This is a genomic window from Streptomyces sp. Alt3 (assembly GCF_030719215.1).
GTDB lineage: Bacteria > Actinomycetota > Actinomycetes > Streptomycetales > Streptomycetaceae > Streptomyces > Streptomyces glycanivorans.
Window position 1 is genome coordinate 3819527 of sequence record NZ_CP120983.1, and the last position, 18412, is coordinate 3837938.

13 protein-coding genes and 2 rRNA genes are annotated in these 18412 nt (G+C 67.7%); 11 read left to right on the top strand and 4 right to left on the bottom strand.

Going from position 1 to position 18412, the window contains the following annotated elements; genetic code table 11:
- The first annotated feature begins 37 nt into the window (after positions 1-37).
- From P8A20_RS16720 to P8A20_RS16745, 6 genes are all read left to right on the top strand, one after another.
- Positions 38-346, top strand: coding sequence for a DUF8827 family protein (locus P8A20_RS16720; protein ID WP_014047394.1), 309 nt, complete (start codon positions 38-40; stop codon positions 344-346).
- A gap of 183 nt (positions 347-529) precedes the next feature.
- On the top strand, positions 530-1396 hold the full coding sequence (locus P8A20_RS16725; RefSeq protein ID WP_306103768.1) for a DUF8175 domain-containg protein: 867 nt from the start codon (positions 530-532) through the stop codon (positions 1394-1396).
- A complete protein-coding gene (locus P8A20_RS16730) occupies positions 1386-2726 on the top strand; it encodes a hypothetical protein (protein ID WP_306103769.1) in 1341 nt (446 codons plus the stop codon). Before P8A20_RS16725 ends, P8A20_RS16730 begins: the two co-directional genes overlap by 11 nt.
- Positions 2723-4273: an SCO6880 family protein gene (locus tag P8A20_RS16735; protein ID WP_147958445.1), complete on the top strand. Its 1551-nt coding sequence runs from the start codon at positions 2723-2725 to the stop codon at positions 4271-4273. Before P8A20_RS16730 ends, P8A20_RS16735 begins: the two co-directional genes overlap by 4 nt.
- 18 nt (positions 4274-4291) lie before the next feature.
- A complete protein-coding gene (locus tag P8A20_RS16740) occupies positions 4292-5710 on the top strand; it encodes an ATP-binding protein (protein WP_147958446.1) in 1419 nt (472 codons plus the stop codon).
- A 1-nt stretch (position 5711) separates the two neighbouring features.
- Positions 5712-7286, top strand: coding sequence for a type IV secretory system conjugative DNA transfer family protein (locus P8A20_RS16745; protein WP_306103770.1), 1575 nt, complete (start codon positions 5712-5714; stop codon positions 7284-7286).
- Positions 7287-7308: 22 nt separating this feature from the next.
- Here P8A20_RS16745 and P8A20_RS16750 read toward each other — a convergent pair whose 3' ends face one another.
- Positions 7309-7860: a GNAT family N-acetyltransferase gene (locus P8A20_RS16750; protein WP_147964317.1), complete on the bottom strand. Its 552-nt coding sequence runs from the start codon at positions 7858-7860 to the stop codon at positions 7309-7311.
- Positions 7861-8008: 148 nt separating this feature from the next.
- Positions 8009-9283, bottom strand: a complete 1275-nt coding sequence (locus P8A20_RS16755) for an LAETG motif-containing sortase-dependent surface protein (RefSeq protein WP_306103771.1) — start codon at positions 9281-9283, stop codon at positions 8009-8011.
- Between the two features lie 442 nt (positions 9284-9725).
- On the opposite strand from P8A20_RS16755, the gene P8A20_RS16760 reads away from it, so the two are divergent.
- The 5 genes from P8A20_RS16760 (at position 9726) to P8A20_RS16780 (ending at position 14912) form a co-directional block, all read left to right on the top strand.
- Entirely contained in the window at positions 9726-10652 is a 927-nt protein-coding gene (locus P8A20_RS16760; protein ID WP_306103772.1) for an ABC transporter ATP-binding protein, read from the top strand.
- The gene (locus P8A20_RS16765; RefSeq protein WP_306103773.1) at positions 10649-11437 is read left to right on the top strand and encodes an ABC transporter permease; all 789 of its coding nucleotides are present in this window, start codon (positions 10649-10651) and stop codon (positions 11435-11437) included. The genes P8A20_RS16760 and P8A20_RS16765 overlap by 4 nt, the downstream gene beginning before the upstream one ends.
- A gap of 13 nt (positions 11438-11450) precedes the next feature.
- Complete coding sequence (locus P8A20_RS16770) at positions 11451-12788, top strand: sensor histidine kinase (protein ID WP_371934402.1); 1338 nt, start codon at positions 11451-11453, stop codon at positions 12786-12788.
- A complete protein-coding gene (locus P8A20_RS16775) occupies positions 12785-13453 on the top strand; it encodes a response regulator (protein WP_147964321.1) in 669 nt (222 codons plus the stop codon). Before P8A20_RS16770 ends, P8A20_RS16775 begins: the two co-directional genes overlap by 4 nt.
- Before the next feature lie 232 nt (positions 13454-13685).
- Complete coding sequence (locus tag P8A20_RS16780; RefSeq protein WP_306103774.1) at positions 13686-14912, top strand: esterase/lipase family protein; 1227 nt, start codon at positions 13686-13688, stop codon at positions 14910-14912.
- Positions 14913-14979: 67 nt separating this feature from the next.
- Here the strand turns inward: P8A20_RS16780 and rrf are convergent.
- Together rrf and P8A20_RS16790 are read right to left on the bottom strand one after the other, a co-directional pair.
- A 5S ribosomal RNA gene (rrf, locus tag P8A20_RS16785) occupies positions 14980-15096 on the bottom strand.
- Between the two features lie 79 nt (positions 15097-15175).
- A 23S ribosomal RNA gene (locus P8A20_RS16790) occupies positions 15176-18300 on the bottom strand.
- Positions 18301-18412 lie beyond the last annotated feature (112 nt).

Genomic DNA, 18412 nt, shown 5'->3' on the forward strand with positions numbered 1-18412 from the left:
ACGGGCTGCGAACTACCCAACAGGGGCGGTGACTTACATGATCCTGGCAGCGGAGAAGGGCGACATCACCACCATCATCGGCGGAATCGCCCCGAACTGGGGGCCGTTCGGGACCCTGGGCAACGAGGCGCGCATCATGATCGAGGTGGTGATGGCGGTCGCCATCCTCCTCTGTCTCGGCATCGCGATCTGGGGCGCCGCGAAACAGCGCATCGGCGCGACGGCACTGCGCGACACCTTCAGCGCGGAACAGGGCAAGGGCCTGATCGTGGCAGGACTGACCGGCGTCTTCATCATCGGATCGCTGGGCACGCTGTTCACCATCGTGTACGGCATGGCTGTCTGACCCACGGTCGGACCACCACCCTGCCATGGGCCCCTCCGAGTCCACCCCACCACCCGTCCGTCGTGCCCACCGGCAGAGGTTGCGTCCCCTGATGTCGAGTCACCACACCGCGCCCACGCGGAAACCAGCAGCGCTACCGTCGTACTACGCGGAACTGCACACGGCTGAGGGGGCGTACGCGGCATGAGCCAGGGCGACGAGCGCGGTTACGGCGGTCACGAGCCGGGAAACCGCAACGACGACGCGTACAGCACCCTCGGCGGGACGCGGCAGACACGCACGCGTCTGCCCGGCGGCGAGGAGGGCGACGGCTACGCCCGCAGGCCCGCCCGCAACTCACGCTCGCTGATCATGGTGGTGGGTGTGGTGGTGCTGCTGATCGCGGCCATCGCGTTCGCGAACCAGGGCGGGGGCGGCGGCTCGGACAGCGCCAAGGAGAAGCAGTCGGACACGGCGGGCGCCGGCCCCACGGCCGCGACGGGCACGAAGCCGGTCCAGGGCAGGAACGGAACGATCGCCTCGGGCTTCGCGCATGACGAGCAGGGGGCGCAGAGCGCGGCGGCGAACTACGCGGTGGCGCTGGGGTCCGCGGAGATGTTCGACAAGACGAAGCGCGACGGGATCCTCGACGCCGTAATTGCGCCAGCTTCCGTCGACAAGTTCCGGACCACACTCGACAAGGCGTACTCGACCGATTTCTTCAGAAACCTCGGCCTCAACGACGACGGCACTCCCCCTGCCGGCTTCGTGTTCGTCTCCCGTACGACACCCATCGGCACCAAAGTGACGAAGTCAGGTGCAGATCAGGCGACCGTCGAGGTCTGGTGCTCAGGTCTGATCGGCTTGGCGGGTGAAGGCTCGACCAAGCCAGTTACCGATGGCTGGTTCACCATCACCATGGAACTGCAATGGGTCGATGGCGACTGGAAGGCCATCACGCATTCCCAGAGGGGCGGCCCTGCCCCCGTGGGCGGCGACAACAGGGCATCCAGCGCAGATGAGATCGCCGGTGCGGTCAACGGGTTCGGAGGCTTCACTTATGCCCGGTAAGCCCTTGCTTCGTCCAAGGTCTCTCGTTGCCCTCTTCGCAGCGACACAGGCCACACTTGTGGTGTTCGCCGCAAAAGCCACAGCTGCCCCAACCCCTACGCCCAGCCCGAGCGGTAGCAACAACCCTTGCGACCTCATCTACGGTGCTGCTCGCGACTACTGCGAGGACGGCGAAGCCGGATCCGGAGCCCGCAGTACGCCCACCGTGACCGACGACGCCCTGGACCCCCTCACCTCGCTCGCCCGCGGCTGCGCCGACGCCGCCGCCTACCTCGTGGGCAAGCTCAGCGAGGCCGTGGAGAGCACCGCGACCGTCGACTTCACCAACTCCACGTTCCGCACCCAGTACGCCGTCGTGTTCGCGGCGTCCACCATCCTCACCCTGGTCCTGTGGCTGTTCGCCGTGGCCAAGCGCGCCATCAGGGGCGTCCCGTTCACCACCGCGATGTCCGAGGCCATCGGCTTCCTCTGGCTCACGGTCCTGGCCTCCGCCTTCACCCCGCTCATCCTGTACGTCGTGGTCTCCGCCACCGACGGCGTCACGGAAGTCATCTCCGCCGCGACAGGCGGACAGTCCGACGTCTTCTTCGGGTCCTTCGCCGAGGCGCTCAAGAAGGGCACCGACATCGGCGGCGGGCCGATCATGCTGATCGTCGTCTCGCTCGTCTCGATCCTCGCCGCCGGCATCCTGTGGCTGGAGCTCGTCATCCGGGCCGCCCTGCTCTACGTGGGCGCCCTGCTGGGTGTCGTCGTGTACTCCGGGCTCGTCGACAAGAACATGTGGGGCCACGTCCGCCGCTGGGCGGGCATCATGATCGCCGTGATCATGGTGAAGCCCGTCATCGTCATCGTGCTCGGGCTCGCCGGGGCGCTCTCCGCCGACGACGGCCCCAACGCCTTCTCGGCGGTCGTCTCCGGCCTGGCCATCATCCTGCTGGCCATCTTCGCCTCCGCCATGATCTACCGCTTCGTCCCCGGCTTCGGTGACGAGATCCAGGGCGCCCGCACCAACCGCAAGCAGGCGACCGACGGCTCCCAGGCCGCCGCGATGATCAGTTCGCCCGCCGCGCTCGTCTCGCAGGGCATCAAGACCCACAGCGGCCGCGGTGGCGGCGGTGAAGGCGGTGGCGGTGGCGGCGCACGGCCCTCCAACCCGGTCAGCGGCGGTGTCGCCGCCCACAGCTCCCGCAACCCGGGCGCAGGGGGCGGCTCCGCCCCGTCGCCCCGCAGCGGTGCCGGACCCACCTCCGGCACCCCCCACGGCAACCGCTCTCCACGAGGCGGTTCAGGCAGCACAGGTAACACGAGCACAGGAGGTGGAGGGCGTTGACGACCCAGGCCCACACGATCGCGCCCCGCCGCACGTATCTCATCGGCCGGGCCCGGCCGAACGCGATCGTCGGCAAGAACCGCGAGACGGGCGAGATCGCGCTGATCATCCTCGGGGCCTTCCTCGGCATGATGAGCGGGCTCCTCGTCCCGGTCCTCTCCCTGCGGATCGTGACGCTCATGGGCTTCCCCATGCTGGCCCTGGCCGTCGTCTACGTCCCCTACAAGGGCCGCACCTTCTACAAGTGGTTCGAGATCAACCGCAGCTTCAAGCGCACCCTGCGCCGCGGCACGGCCTACCGCTCGTCCGCCATGGAGGCCGGCGTCAGCGCCGGCGGACGCGAGGTGGAGATCGGGCCGCCGCCGGGCATCGGCAGGATCAGCTGGCTCGCCGCGCCGTTCGGCCCCGACGAGATCGCCGTACTGCTGCACGCCGACCGGCGCACGGTCACCGCCGCCATCGAGATCGAGGGCCCCGGGGTCGGCCTGCGTGACAGCGAGGACCAGGAGGCCCTGGTCGACCGCTTCGGCACCCTGCTCAAGCACGTGGCCAACGGCGACGGCTTCGTGACGCGCCTCCAGATGCTGGCCCGCACCCTGCCCGCCGACCCCGACGCGCACGCCAAGGACGTCGCCCAGCGCGGCGACAGGTCGGCGCCCGGCTGGCTCCAGGACTCCTACGACCAGCTCCAGTCGATGGTCTCCACCTCCAGCGAGCAGCACCGCGCCTACCTCGTCGCCTGCATGCACTACAGCCGCGACCTGGCAGCCGAGGCCAATGCCATGGCCCGTGCCATCCGCCCCCAGGGCGGCCGCAAGGTCGACCGGGACGCGGGCCTCGCCGTCGTCATGGCGCGCGAGCTGACCGACATCTGCGCCCGTCTCGCCGAAGCCGACATCCGGGTACGGCAGCCGCTCGGCCAGAGCCGGCTGGCCTCCCTCGTGCACTCGATGTACGACCCTGACCACCCCATCGACCACATCCAGGCAATGACGAAGCGCAACGCCTGGCCGGCCGAACTCGACGCGGTCGAGCCGACGTTCCTCCAGGCCAAGACCCGTGAGTCGACGACGCGTGCCCCCTGGTGCCACGCCACGGCCTGGGTGAAGGAATGGCCGATGACCCCGGTCGGCGTGAACTTCCTGGCGCCCCTCCTCGTCCACACGCCCGACGTGATCCGCACCGTCGCCGTCTGCATGGACCTCGAACCCACCGAGATCGCCATCGAGCGGATGCTGACCGAGAAGACCAACGACGACGCCGAGGCGAGCCGCCAGGCCAAGATGAACCGCACGGTCGACCCCCGCGACATCGCCGCCCACGGGCGGCTCGACCAGCGGGGTGAAGATCTGGCGAGCGGCGCGGCCGGGGTGAATCTGGTGGGGTACATCACCGTGTCGTCCCGGTCCCCCGAGGCACTCGCCCGCGACAAGCGGACGATCCGGGCCTCGGCCGGCAAGTCTTATCTGAAGCTGGAGTGGTGCGACCGGGAGCACCACCGGGCCTTTGTGAACACCTTGCCGTTCGCCACCGGCATCCGTCGCTAACGAGAGGGCAGTCACGCCATGCGAGATCCGCTGTCCGCGTTGTCGGATGCCTTCACCGCCTTCCTCTTCGGGAACGTGGAGACGACCCGGCTGCCGGTGCGTACGTCGACGGGTCAGGCCCAGGCCGTCTACCTGCCGACCGCCGCGCCCGGTCTCGGCGACTCCGGCGTGATCATCGGGCGTGAGGTGTATTCGGGCAAGGGCTACATCTACGACCCGTTCCAGCTCTACGGGCAGCAGCTCCCCGCCCCGCACTGGCTGGTGCTCGGCGAGTCCGGCAACGGCAAGTCGGCGCTGGAGAAGACCTATGTGCTGCGCCAGCTCCGCTTCCGCGACCGCCAGGTGGTCGTCCTGGACGCCCAGGGTGAGGACGGCGTCGGCGAGTGGAACCTCATCGCCGAGGAACTGGGCATCACGCCCATCCGGCTCGACCCGACGGCCGCGCTGAACGACGGGATCCGGCTCAACCCCCTCGACCCGTCGATCACCACGACCGGCCAGCTGGCCCTGCTCCGCACGATCATCGAGGTGGCCATGGGCCATGGCCTCGACGAGCGCTCGGGCTTCGCACTCAAGGTCGCCCACGCGTACGTCAACGACACCATCACCGAGCGCCAGCCGGTACTGATGGACATCGTGGAACAACTGCGCCACCCGAAGCCCGAGTCCGCCGAGGCGATGAACGTCGACATAGACGACGTACGGGCCTGGGGCCTGGACGTCGCCCTCGTCCTGGACCGCCTCGTCGACGGTGACCTGCGCGGCATGTTCGACGGCCCGACCACGATCGGCATCGACCTCGACGCGCCGCTGATCGTCTTCGACCTCTCGCACATCGACCGGAACTCCATCGCGATGCCGATCCTCATGGCCATCGTCGGCGTATGGCTGGAGCACACCTGGATCAGGCCCGACCGGAAGAAGCGCATCTTCCTCGTCGAGGAGGCCTGGCACATCATCAACTCCCCCTTCGTCGCCCAGCTCTTCCAGCGCCTGCTGAAGTTCGGACGCCGTCTCGGCCTGTCCTTCGTCGCGGTCGTCCACCACCTCAGCGACGTCGTCGACGGCGCGGCGGCGAAGGAGGCGGCGGCCATCCTGAAGATGGCCTCCACCCGCACGATCTACGCCCAGAAGGCGGACGAGGCGAGAGCGACGGGCAAGGTCATCGGCCTGCCCAGGTGGGCTGTCGAGATCATCCCGACGCTGACGCCGGGCATCGCCGTGTGGGACGTCAACGGCAACGTGCAGGTCGTCAAGCACCTGATCACCGAGGCCGAACGCCCCCTGGTCTTCACCGACCGTGCGATGACCGAGGGTTCCGCCGTGGACCTGCTCCCCGAGGACGTACGGGCCGCGGAGCTGGAGGCGGAGCAGCGAGCGGCGCGGATCGAGCACCAGCAACGGCTGAACGAGTCGTCCGAGTCAACGGTGGCATGACATGGCACGCCAGGCACCATCCGGTCCGGGACGCGGCGGAGAGGGCCAGGGAGGGATCCCGGACGGCCTGTTGATCGGCCTCCTCGCCTTCCTCTTCGGGCTGACGGTCCTGGCCTGGACGGCGACGGGCCTGGCGGGGCTGTTCGCCCACGGGGGCTGGCCGGACGGCGTCTCGTTCGCAGGGACACCGCTGGCCCTGCGCGCCCTGGCGGTCGAGCCGACGGATCTGCCGGGCGCCTGGCCTGACACCCCGCCCGGCGAACTCTCCGGGTACGGGCTGTTCTGGGGCCTGTTCATCGGCGAAGTGATGGTGCTGCTGGTCCTGACCGTGTTCGCGGTGGGCGTGGTGACACGCTGGAGGCTGGTCCGTGCACAGCGGAAGGCGGCCCGGACGACCGACGCCCCCGCGCCCGCACCGCAGGAGGCCGCCCAGGCACCCGCACGCGAGGCGCGGCCCGCCGAACCGGCCCCCGCTCAAGTCCCCGCTCCGACGCCCGCCGCGACCCCCGCTGTGGCCGCCGTGGAGGCGGCCCCGGCACCCGCGACCGTCACGCCGTACGCGCACGGGGCCGCGCAGGCGGACCCCGTCGAGGCCCTCGCCGCGTACACGCGGGAGACCGGCGCCCCGGTCCCCACGCCCCGCACCCCCCACGTCCTCTACGGCGCGTCCGCCACCCGCCGACCGGCCGTCGTCCACGCCATCCGTGACGCCGACGGCCCCGCTCTCGTCGTGACCTCGGACCCCACCGTCTGGGCCGAGACCAAGGACGCCCGCAGCAAGCTCGGCCCGGTCCTCGTCTATGACCCGGGCCACCTCTGCGACACCCCGGCCCGCCTCCACTGGCCGCCCACCGCCGGCTGCGAGGACCCCGCCACCGCCGCGTCCCGGGCAGCCGCGCTCCTCACCCCGGTGCGCCCCCTGGCCCGCGTCGACGCGGCCGTCGCCGACACCGCCGAGACCCTGCTCCGTTGCTGGCTGCACGCCGCAGCCGTGGACGGCCGCCCCTTCCGCCAGGTCCACCGCTGGGCCTCCGGCGCCGGAGGCCACGAACCGGTACGCCTGCTCCGTACGCACCCGAAGGCGGCCTCGGGGCTCGCCGGGCTCCTGGAGTCGGCACTCACCGCGTACCCCGAACGCAAGGACGTGGCACAGGAACTGATCGTGCGTGCCTTCGCGGCCCTCTCGTCGGTCCACGTCCGTGAGGCGTGCACACCCAACCGAGCCGATGCGCTCGTACTGGATTCTTTTGCGCGTGAAGGGGGAACGCTCTATGTGGTCGGTGAACCCATCGAGGATCCCCGCCACCACCCCGGTGCGATGCCCCTGCTCACCGCACTCGCCTCGCACGTGGTCGAGCACGGCCGCCGCATGGCCGCACGGTCAACCGACGGTCGGCTCGACCCACCAATGACGCTCGTCCTCGACGATGTCGCGGCCGTGGCCCCGCTCCCCCAGCTCCCGGAGCTCCTGTCGGCCGGTGAGGGCCTGGGAATGACCACCCTGGTCCTGCTCCGCTCCGAGGAACAGGCCCGGGCCCGCTGGCGGGAACCGTTGCCGGCAGCCGGACCGCGCTGACCACCTCGCTGCCTCCTCCCGCTCACCGGCGGCGGATCTCGTGTTCCAGTTCGAGCGAGGTCGGGTCGCCCTCCATCGGCAGCGTCCGCCCGGTCGGGACGAAGCCGATCCGGCGGTAGGAGGCCGCAGCCCTCGCGTTGGCCTCGTGGACATAGAGCCGTACCCGCTGCAGCGGCGGTCCCGTCAGCGACCAGGACCAGTCGATCGCCTCACGGAACAGCGCGTCCACCACCCCGCGCCCCCGGTGCCCCGGCCGGACGAACACCCCCACCAGGTGGGCCTGGTCGACCTCTGCCGCCTCCCCGAAGCCCGGCTCGCCCGCGGGCCGCTCGACGAGGACCGACACCGTCCCCGCCCACAGGCCGTCGGAAGCCTCCGCGACGAACTGACGGCCGTGCTCCCCCGCGGAGGACCTCGCCGTCCGCTCCTGCCAGAACACGTCGGGCTTGGTCAGCGCCTGCTCGTACGTCTCCAGGAAGGCGATCGGGGCAGCCGGGTCCCGCAGCGCCGCCAACCTGATCTCCCTGGCCCGCTCCCACTCCTCGGCCCGAACCGCACGCACGACGTAGTCCATTCGCCGATCGTGCCCCGCCGCCCCGACCACGGCAAACGAGATACGCCGGGGTGGCCGCGCACGACGACGGGCCCGACACCTCTCGGTGTCGGGCCCGTCGGGCGACCTGCGCGGGTCATGGTGCCCGGCCGGCACCACGTCTCATGCGTCAGGCGTGGGAACCGGCCTTGCGGCGGCGTACGACGAACACCGCACCGGCGCCGATCGCCAGGGCCGCACCGCTCGCGAGGGCGAGCTGCGACGTGGCGTCGGAGGAGCCCGTGGCGGCGAGGCTACCCACGGGGGTGGACGAGCCGCTCTGCGGCTTGACGTCCGGGGTGTTCGGCTTGGTCGGGCCGGGCGTGGCCTCGCCCTTGCCGGGCTCGCTGCCCACGGCGGCGATCATGAACTCGTAGCCCTCGAGGTCCGGGCTTCCACCACAGCTGCCGTTGTCGTTCCAGTAGTCACCGGCGACGAAGGTGACGCCGTTGCCCGCAGGGGCCGAGGCGTCGACCGCGAGCCGCATCTTCACGTCGACATGGGACCCGCCCTTCAGCGAGCTGATGGGGTCCATGTAGTTCTCGTTGTCGACGTTCTCCCACTTCGAGGAGGAGCCGGAGGACCACTGCAGGTGCACCAGGTCGCCGAGGTCGTTGCGGCCGCTCTTGTCCGTCGCGTGGACGTAGGCGAACGGGAACACCTCGTCCATCGTCCTGTCGGTGCCGTTGGTCACCCGGAGCTTGAAGTTGACCTTCGTGCCGGCGACGACCGTGGACGGCAGACCCGTGACGACCGTGGTGAGCTTCGGCTCGGGGACGCAGTCCTCGTCGTCGTCGCCCTCCTCGGCCGCCTCCTCCTCCGCCTTGGCCAGCGCCTTGTCGGCGGCGTCCTTGTCGGCGAGCGCCGCCTTGGTGGCCTTCTGCGCCTGGTCCAGAGTCCGAGCTGCGCCGACCCGCTCGTCGTCGCGCGCGTCCTGGGCTTCCGTGAGCTTGGCGTCCGCGGCGGTCTTGGCCGTGTCGGCGGACACGGCGTCGGCCTCGGCCTGGGTGAGAGCGGACTCCGCGGCGGTCCTCTCCTCGTCGGTGGACTCCGGGGTGAGGGCGTCGACCACGGCCTGGGCGGCGACGACCGCCTCGTCCGCGGAGGTCTTCGCGGCGGCCGCCGCGTCCGCCTCGGTCTTGGCTTCCGCGGCGGCCAGCGCCAGCGGAGTGGTGTCGGACATGGCGATCTCGACGGCCGCGTAGGCGGCGGTCTCGGCCGCCACGGCGTCGTCGTACACCGCCTTGGCCGCCGCGGCGGCCTTCTTCAGCTCCGCGATGGACGGCTTCTCCTGCGTCTGCGACGCGGGCTTGTCATCGGCGAACGCGGGGGTGACCGACAGCATGAGGGCAGGCGTGGTCACTGCGGCGGCAACTGCTGTGGCAAGAATTCGGCGGATCTTCACGTGAGCCCTTCGAGGTCCGGAAAGAGAAGAAGGGGTCGCAGCAGAGCAGAAATGGGGCAGGCAGGTGCGACTCGAAGTGATCGTAGAGCCGGAGTAGCTGTACACCGTCACGAGTTCTTCACCCTTTTCAACCGGAACAACGCCCCCCGGACGGACAGAAAAGACGAAAGGGCGCAGTTGCTTTCACTTGCTGTGGTTTCGCTGTGAGGAACGCCACATGCGGTGAAGCGGACCCGGAAGCCCCCATGGCCGTCGACCACCGGGCAACAGGCCGTTCTTGCCCTCTCCGGCGGCCCCGCTCCGGTCATCGGGAGCCGGAACAGTCCCTGTACGGCTGAGGCGCACCGCCCGCTCGCGCCGTCGTACCCCGGTACTACGCCGGCCCTCACCTCCCGACCGCGGTCGGACGCCCGCCAGGCGCCGGCTCCGTAGCGTCGACGGCATGATCAGGGCATACGGACTCACCAAACGCTTTGGCGGCACCACCGTCGTCGACGGCCTCGACTTCACCGTCCACCCCGGCACCGTCACCGGCTTCCTCGGCCCCAACGGCGCCGGCAAGTCGACCACCATGCGCATGCTGCTCGGCCTGGACGCCCCCACCAGCGGCCGGTCCACCATCGGCGGGCGCGACTACACCACCCATCCCGCGCCACTCACCGAGGTCGGGGCACTCCTCGAAGCCCGCTCGGTCCACCCCGGCCGCACCGCCCACAACCACCTCATGGCACTCGCCCACACCCATGGCATCCCCCGCAGCCGCGTCGATCACGTCCTGGACCTCACCGGCCTCGCGGGAGTCGCCGACAAGAGGATCAAGGGCTTCTCGCTCGGCATGGGGCAGCGCCTGGGCATCGCCGCCGCACTCCTCGGCGACCCCGCGACCCTCATCCTCGACGAACCGGTCAACGGGCTCGACCCCGAAGGCGTGCTCTGGATCCGCACCCTGCTGACGACCCTCGCCGCAGAGGGCCGGACCGTCCTCATCTCCTCCCACCTCATGAGCGAGATGGCACTCACCGCCGACCACCTCGTCGTCATCGGCCGCGGCCGGCTCCTCGCCGACACCACCGTCGCCGAACTGATCCGTACCGCGGGCGGCGCCACGGTCAAGGTCGTCACCCCGCAGGCCGACACCCTGAGCGCCCTGCTGTCCGGCCCCGGCGTACGGATCGCCGCCGTCACAGCCGACGAACTGACCGTCCACGGAACCGACGCCGCCCGTATCGGCCGCACCGCCGCCGCGCACGCCATCCCCCTCCACGAACTCACGCCGCAGACCGTCTCCCTGGAACAGGCCTTCATGGACCTGACCCAGGAATCCGTCGAGTACCGCACCACCGCACCCCTGACCGGAGCCCAGGCATGACCACAGCCACGGCGCCCACCCCGTACCGCGTCACCCCGAGCCGTGTCCTGCGTTCCGAGTGGCACAAACTCCGGTCGCTGCGCTCGACCTGGATCACGATCCTCGCGGCGGCGGCCCTGACACTCGGTGTGGGGCTGATCATGGGCGGGACGTACACCTCCGGCGGGGGCGACTCGGACGTCGACACCGTCGTCCTCGTGCTCTACGGAACCCTGCTGGGTCAGTTGTGCATCACCGTCCTCGGCATACTCGTCACCGCCGGGGAGTACTCCACGGGCATGATCCGTGTCTCGCTCACCGTCGTACCGCGCCGGCTTCCCGTCCTGTGGGCCAAGGCCGCCGTGTTCACCGTCGCGGCCTTCGGCTCGATGTTCACCACCGCGCTGATCACCTTCCTCGCCGCCCAACTGCTGCTGCGCGACACCGACCAGGCCGCCGCCCTCACCGACCCGGGCGTCCTCGGCGCGATCGCGGGCAACTCGGCGGGCATCACCCTGCTCAGCCTCATCGCCCTCGGGCTCGGCGGGGCCCTCCGCTCCGTGCCCGGCAGTGTCGGGGCGTACCTCGGCGGGGTCCTGGTCCTGCCCGAGGTACTCGGGATGCTTCCGTACGATGCCGTGGACAGCGCCCTGAAGTACTTCCCGACCCAGGCCGCCGGAGCACTCGGATCGGCCACCCCGATACCGGGCGCCGCAGCCACCGGACCGGCTCTGCTGGCCCTGTGCCTGTGGGCGGCGGCAGCACTGGGCACCGCCGCCGTGCTTCTGCGCCGCCGGGACGCCTGACGGGAGGAGCACGGTGACAGTCGGACAAGGGACGGACGGAAAGGGGACGCACACGGTGGGAACCCCCGGAAACCCGCACCCCGCGACACCGCCTCCCGAGAACCCGCACCCCGGACACCTGACCACGGGCACCACACCGCTGACGCCGTACATCCAGGACCTCCAGCAGCGGCTCCGCGCCTTCGACCGCCGCCGGCCGATGATGTGGGACCTCCTCGTCACCGGCTTCTGGGTCACGGTCGCCGTACTCGACTACAGCACCGGCGGATGGCGCACGGTCGCCGTCGACACCGACGCCTCCGAGTCACTGGTCCTGCTGATGAGCCTGTGCTTCTCGGTTCCCCTGCTGTGGCGGCGGCGCCGGCCGGTGACCGTGCTCGCCCTGATGGCACCGGTCTCCGTCCTCAACATCTGGACCGGCGCCGTCGTCCAGTCCGCCTTCCTCCAACTGATCCCCGCCTACACGATCGCCCTGCGGCTGCCTCTCCGGACACTGTTCGGGTCGGCTCTGCTGCTGTGCCTCCCCGCAGCCGCCGGAGCGCTCCTCGTCCCCGGCACCGCGGGCCGGCAACTCGTCTCCTACCTCTGGGGAATCGCCTTCGTCGCCCTGCTCGCGATCGCCGTCCGCACCCGCCGGGAGTACACCGAGGCCCTCGTCGAACGCGCCCACAGGCTGGAACGCGAGCGGGACCAGCAGGCCCAGCTGGCGGCAGCCGCCGAACGCACCCGCATCGCACGCGAGATGCACGACATCATCGGGCACAACCTCTCCGTCATCACCGGCCTGGCCGACGGCGGGGCGTACGCGGCCGCCAGAAATCCGGAACGCGCCGGTCAGGCCCTCGAAGCCATCGGCACCACGAGCCGCCAGGCCCTGACCGACCTTCGGCGCGTGCTCGGCGTCCTGCGGGAACCCGCCCCGGGCGCCGAACTGGCGCCCCAGCCCTCCCTGTCGGACCTGGACTCCCTGCTGGCAGGTGTGCGGGACGCGGGTCTGCACGTACGACTGACCACCCACGGCAGCCCTCCGCCCGTCCCCGCCTCGCCCGGCCGGCAACTCGCCGTCTACCGCGTCGTCCAGGAGTCCCTCACCAACACCCTCAAGCACGCGGGCCCCGAAGCCACGGCCGAGGTCACCCTCACGTACACACCCACCGGACTGGAGGTACGCACCACGGACACGGGCGGTGTCCCGCACGGCCCACGGCCCGACAATCCCGGAGACGGACGCGGCATCGGCGGAATGCGGGAACGCGCCTCGCTCTACGACGGCACACTCGAATCGGGCCCGCTCCCCGCGGGCGGCTGGCAGACCCGGCTTCGCCTACCCCTGAAGGACGCACCCCCGTGACCACGGTACTCATCGCCGACGACCAGGCCATGCAGCGCTTCGGCTTCCGCATGCTCCTGGAGAGCCAGGACGACATGACGGTCGTCGGCGAAGCGGCCAACGGTACGGAGGCTGTGAACATGGTCGCCCGCCATCACCCCGACGTCGCCCTGATGGACATCCGCATGCCCGGACTCGACGGCATCGAGGCGACCCGGCGCATCATCAAGTCCGGTTCCACCACCCGCGTCCTCATCGTGACGACCTTCGACCTGGACGAGTACGCCTACGACGGCCTGCGGGCCGGGGCCAGTGGATTCCTCGTCAAGGACGCGATGCCGGAGGAGCTCCTCTCCGGCATCCGGTCCGTCGCGAGCGGCGACGCGGTCGTCGCCCCGAGCCTCACCCGCCGACTCCTCGACGCCTACGCCCACCACCTGCCCGCCGCACCGGGCGACAAGCAGGTCACAGGAGACCGTCGCACCGCCTCGCTCACGGAGCGCGAGAGGGAGATCCTCACGGTCATCGGTCAGGGCTGGACGAACACCGAGATAGCCGCACGCCTCCACCTCGCGGAATCGACGGTGAAGACGCACGTCACCCGGATCCTCGCCAAGACGGGGTCCCGCGACCGCATCCAGGCCGTCATCCTGGCGTACGACACACGACTGGTGAACCCGCAGTAGAAACGCGTCTCCGGATCGGGACGTCGGTGAAGGCGGGCAACCACGCGACAGGGCGACTGCCGGCGGACGTCAGCCGTCCGTCCGCGCATCACCCCTGGTGAACGCTTCGGCGCCCCCATACGAGTGATTCCCGGTCGGAGATCGACCAGCCCCGGATCGGCTGCTCCAGGATGGCCGCGGTGCCGCAGGGCGGCGCCGCGTCCCGGTCTCCCTCCCATGTCAGGGGAAATGCATGTCCGAACCCACCGAGCGCGAAGTCACCGACGCGTTCGAGGCCGCCGCTCCGATCCTGCTGGCCGCCACTCCGCCCAAGGAGCAGGTCACACCCGCGCCGAAGCCCGACGAAACCTGGCCGCTCCCGGGCGGCACGGCCTGGGTCTACTACGGCGAACGCAACCAGGGCATCGTCCGACCGGTGCTCATGGCCGACGGCTTCAACAGCGGCCCCAGCTCGCTGGACGAGCTCTGGGCCGGCCTGGAGAACTCCGCGTACCCGCTGATCAGCGAACTGCGCCGTCGCGGACGGGATGTCGTCCTGATCGGCTACGACGAGCGCAGCGCATCGATCCTCGACAACGCCCAGACTGCCACGGCCGCGATCCACCGGGCCTCCGCCGAACGGCTGGGCAGCGCCCGCCTGGTGGTCGGCGGCTTCAGCATGGGCGGACTGGTGACGCGCTACGCGCTCGCCAAGATGGAACTGCAGCGGATGGACCACCAGGTCGGCGTGTACTTCTCCTACGACAGCCCGCACAACGGCGCCCACATCCCCCTCTCCCTCCAGGCGTTCGCGCACTACATCCGCAAGCTCAACAGCCGCTTCTCCGACCAGATGAACAGCCCGGCCGCACAGCAGCTGCTGTGGCAGCATATCGAGAACTGGTCGGACAAACCGGGCGTCAGCCCGCTCCGCACCCAGTTCCTCGACGAGCTGGAGAGGGTCGGCGGCTGGCCGAGGATCCCCAGGATCCTCGCGGTCGCCAATGGCGCCGGCAACGGCACGGGCAACGGCATCGAAGCAGGCACCACCGCGGTCAAGGGCAAGGGCATCGGCATCATCGGCACCGACCTGCGCACCACGCCGACCGGCAGCGACACACTCGCGGCGAAGCTCCGAGTGGTCACGCTCCAGAAGAACGAGGTCCTCGCCGAACGCCTCCCGGACATCGACGGCGCCCCTGGCGGCACTCTCGAAAGCTTCCAGATCCTCGCCGACGCCCTCAACAAGATCATCGGCCTCGGCGTCGACAACCCGGTCGAGGGCCACTGCTTCGTTCCGGCAGTCAGCGCGGTCGCCATCCGAGGGCTCGACAGCCACAAGGACCTCTACGCGGACATCGACTCCCTGCCCCCGGACGAGGCCCAGGTGGACGACTTCCTCTGCGCATCGCAGAACGAACGCCACACCAAGGTCACCGAGGAACTCTGTACCTGGCTCCTGGACCGCCTGCCCGACTGATCGAGAAAGTGCTCAGAACGCAGAAAAGCCCCGTGCCACAAGGGCACGGGGCTTTCCCGGAATAATTGTTCGGCGGCGTCCTACTCTCCCACAGGGTCCCCCCTGCAGTACCATCGGCGCTGAAAGGCTTAGCTTCCGGGTTCGGAATGTAACCGGGCGTTTCCCTAACGCAATGACCACCGAAACACTATGAAATTAACCAACACCGGATGAAAACACGGCCGTTCGTTATTTCAGAACTAACACAGTGGACGCGAGCAACTGAGGACAAGCCCTCGGCCTATTAGTACCAGTCAGCTCCACCCGTTACCGGGCTTCCACATCTGGCCTATCAACCCAGTCGTCTACTGGGAGCCTTAACCACTCAAGGTGGTGGGAATACTCATCTCGAAGCAGGCTTCCCGCTTAGATGCTTTCAGCGGTTATCCTTTCCGAACGTAGCCAACCAGCCATGCCCTTGGCAGGACAACTGGCACACCAGAGGTTCGTCCGTCCCGGTCCTCTCGTACTAGGGACAGCCCTTCTCAATATTCCTACGCGCACAGCGGATAGGGACCGAACTGTCTCACGACGTTCTAAACCCAGCTCGCGTACCGCTTTAATGGGCGAACAGCCCAACCCTTGGGACCGACTCCAGCCCCAGGATGCGACGAGCCGACATCGAGGTGCCAAACCATCCCGTCGATATGGACTCTTGGGGAAGATCAGCCTGTTATCCCCGGGGTACCTTTTATCCGTTGAGCGACAGCGCTTCCACAAGCCACTGCCGGATCACTAGTCCCGACTTTCGTCCCTGCTCGACCCGTCGGTCTCACAGTCAAGCTCCCTTGTGCACTTACACTCAACACCTGATTGCCAACCAGGCTGAGGGAACCTTTGGGCGCCTCCGTTACTCTTTAGGAGGCAACCGCCCCAGTTAAACTACCCATCAGACACTGTCCCTGATCCGGATCACGGACCCAGGTTAGACATCCAGCACGACCAGAGTGGTATTTCAACGGCGACTCCACAACCACTGGCGTGGCTGCTTCAAAGTCTCCCACCTATCCTACACAAGCCGAACCGAACACCAATATCAAACTATAGTAAAGGTCCCGGGGTCTTTCCGTCCTGCTGCGCGAAACGAGCATCTTTACTCGTAGTGCAATTTCACCGGGCCTATGGTTGAGACAGTCGAGAAGTCGTTACGCCATTCGTGCAGGTCGGAACTTACCCGACAAGGAATTTCGCTACCTTAGGATGGTTATAGTTACCACCGCCGTTTACTGGCGCTTAAGTTCTCAGCTTCGCCGACCCGAAAGTCAGCTAACCGGTCCCCTTAACGTTCCAGCACCGGGCAGGCGTCAGTCCGTATACATCGCCTTACGGCTTCGCACGGACCTGTGTTTTTAGTAAACAGTCGCTTCTCGCTGGTCTCTGCGGCCACCCCCAGCTCACCGAGTAAATCGGATCACCAGTGATGGCCCCCCTTCTCCCGAAGTTACGGGGGCATTTTGCCGAGTTCCTTAACCATAGTTCACCCGAACGCCTCGGTATTCTCTACCTGACTACCTGAGTCGGTTTAGGGTACGGGCCGCCATGAAACTCGCTAGAGGCTTTTCTCGACAGCATAGGATCATCCACTTCACCACAATCGGCTCGGCATCAGGTCTCAGCCTTAATGTGTGACGGATTTGCCTACCACACGGCCTACACCCTTACCCCGGGACAACCACCGCCCGGGCTGGACTACCTTCCTGCGTCACCCCATCGCTTACCTAGTACAAGTCTGGTTCGTCGGCTCCACCACTACCCTCAACTCCGAAGAGATCGGGCCGGCTTCACGGACTTAGCATCGCCTGATTCAGTATTGGGCGTTTCAAAGCGGGTACCGGAATATCAACCGGTTGTCCATCGACTACGCCTGTCGGCCTCGCCTTAGGTCCCGACTTACCCTGGGCAGATCAGCTTGACCCAGGAACCCTTAGTCAATCGGCGCACACGTTTCTCACGTGTGTATCGCTACTCATGCCTGCATTCTCACTCGTGAACCGTCCACAACTCGCTTCCGCGGCTGCTTCACCCGGCACACGACGCTCCCCTACCCATCCATACTCCCGTTGGGGATATGTGTATGAATGACACGACTTCGGCGGTACGCTTGAGCCCCGCTACATTGTCGGCGCGGAATCACTTGACCAGTGAGCTATTACGCACTCTTTCAAGGGTGGCTGCTTCTAAGCCAACCTCCTGGTTGTCTCTGCGACTCCACATCCTTTCCCACTTAGCGTACGCTTAGGGGCCTTAGTCGATGCTCTGGGCTGTTTCCCTCTCGACCATGGAGCTTATCCCCCACAGTCTCACTGCCGTGCTCTCACTTACCGGCATTCGGAGTTTGGCTAAGGTCAGTAACCCGGTAGGGCCCATCGCCTATCCAGTGCTCTACCTCCGGCAAGAAACACACGACGCTGCACCTAAATGCATTTCGGGGAGAACCAGCTATCACGGAGTTTGATTGGCCTTTCACCCCTAACCACAGGTCATCCCCCAGGTTTTCAACCCTGGTGGGTTCGGTCCTCCACGAAGTCTTACCTCCGCTTCAACCTGCCCATGGCTAGATCACTCCGCTTCGGGTCTAGAGCGTGCAACTCAATCGCCCTATTCGGACTCGCTTTCGCTACGGCTTCCCCACACGGGTTAACCTCGCTACACACCGCTAACTCGCAGGCTCATTCTTCAAAAGGCACGCAGTCACGACTGACAGCACAAGTGCTGCCAGCGACGCTCCCACGGCTTGTAGGCACACGGTTTCAGGTACTATTTCACTCCGCTCCCGCGGTACTTTTCACCATTCCCTCACGGTACTATCCGCTATCGGTCACCAGGGAATATTTAGGCTTAGCGGGTGGTCCCGCCAGATTCACACGGGATTTCTCGGGCCCCGTGCTACTTGGGTGGTTCTCAAGCAAGCCGTTGATGTTTCAGCTACGGGGGTCTTACCCTCTACGCCGGACCTTTCGCATGTCCTTCGCCTACACCAACGGTTTCTGACTTGCCGACCAATCGGCAGATTGATCAAGAGAACTCCCACAACCCCGCATGCGCAACCCCTGCCGGGTATCACACGCATACGGTTTGGCCTCATCCGGTTTCGCTCGCCACTACTCCCGGAATCACGGTTGTTTTCTCTTCCTGAGGGTACTGAGATGTTTCACTTCCCCTCGTTCCCTCCACACTGCCTATGTGTTCAGCAGCGGGTGACAGCCCATGACGGCTGCCGGGTTTCCCCATTCGGAAACCCCCGGATCAAAGCTTGGTTGACAGCTCCCCGGGGACTATCGTGGCCTCCCACGTCCTTCATCGGTTCCTGGTGCCAAGGCATCCACCGTGCGCCCTTAAAAACTTGGCCACAGATGCTCGCGTCCACTGTGCAGTTCTCAAACAACGACCAGCCACCCATCACCCCACCCTTACAGGTGAGTGCACTGGGGCCGGCAACCGAAGATCCAGACTCAACGAGC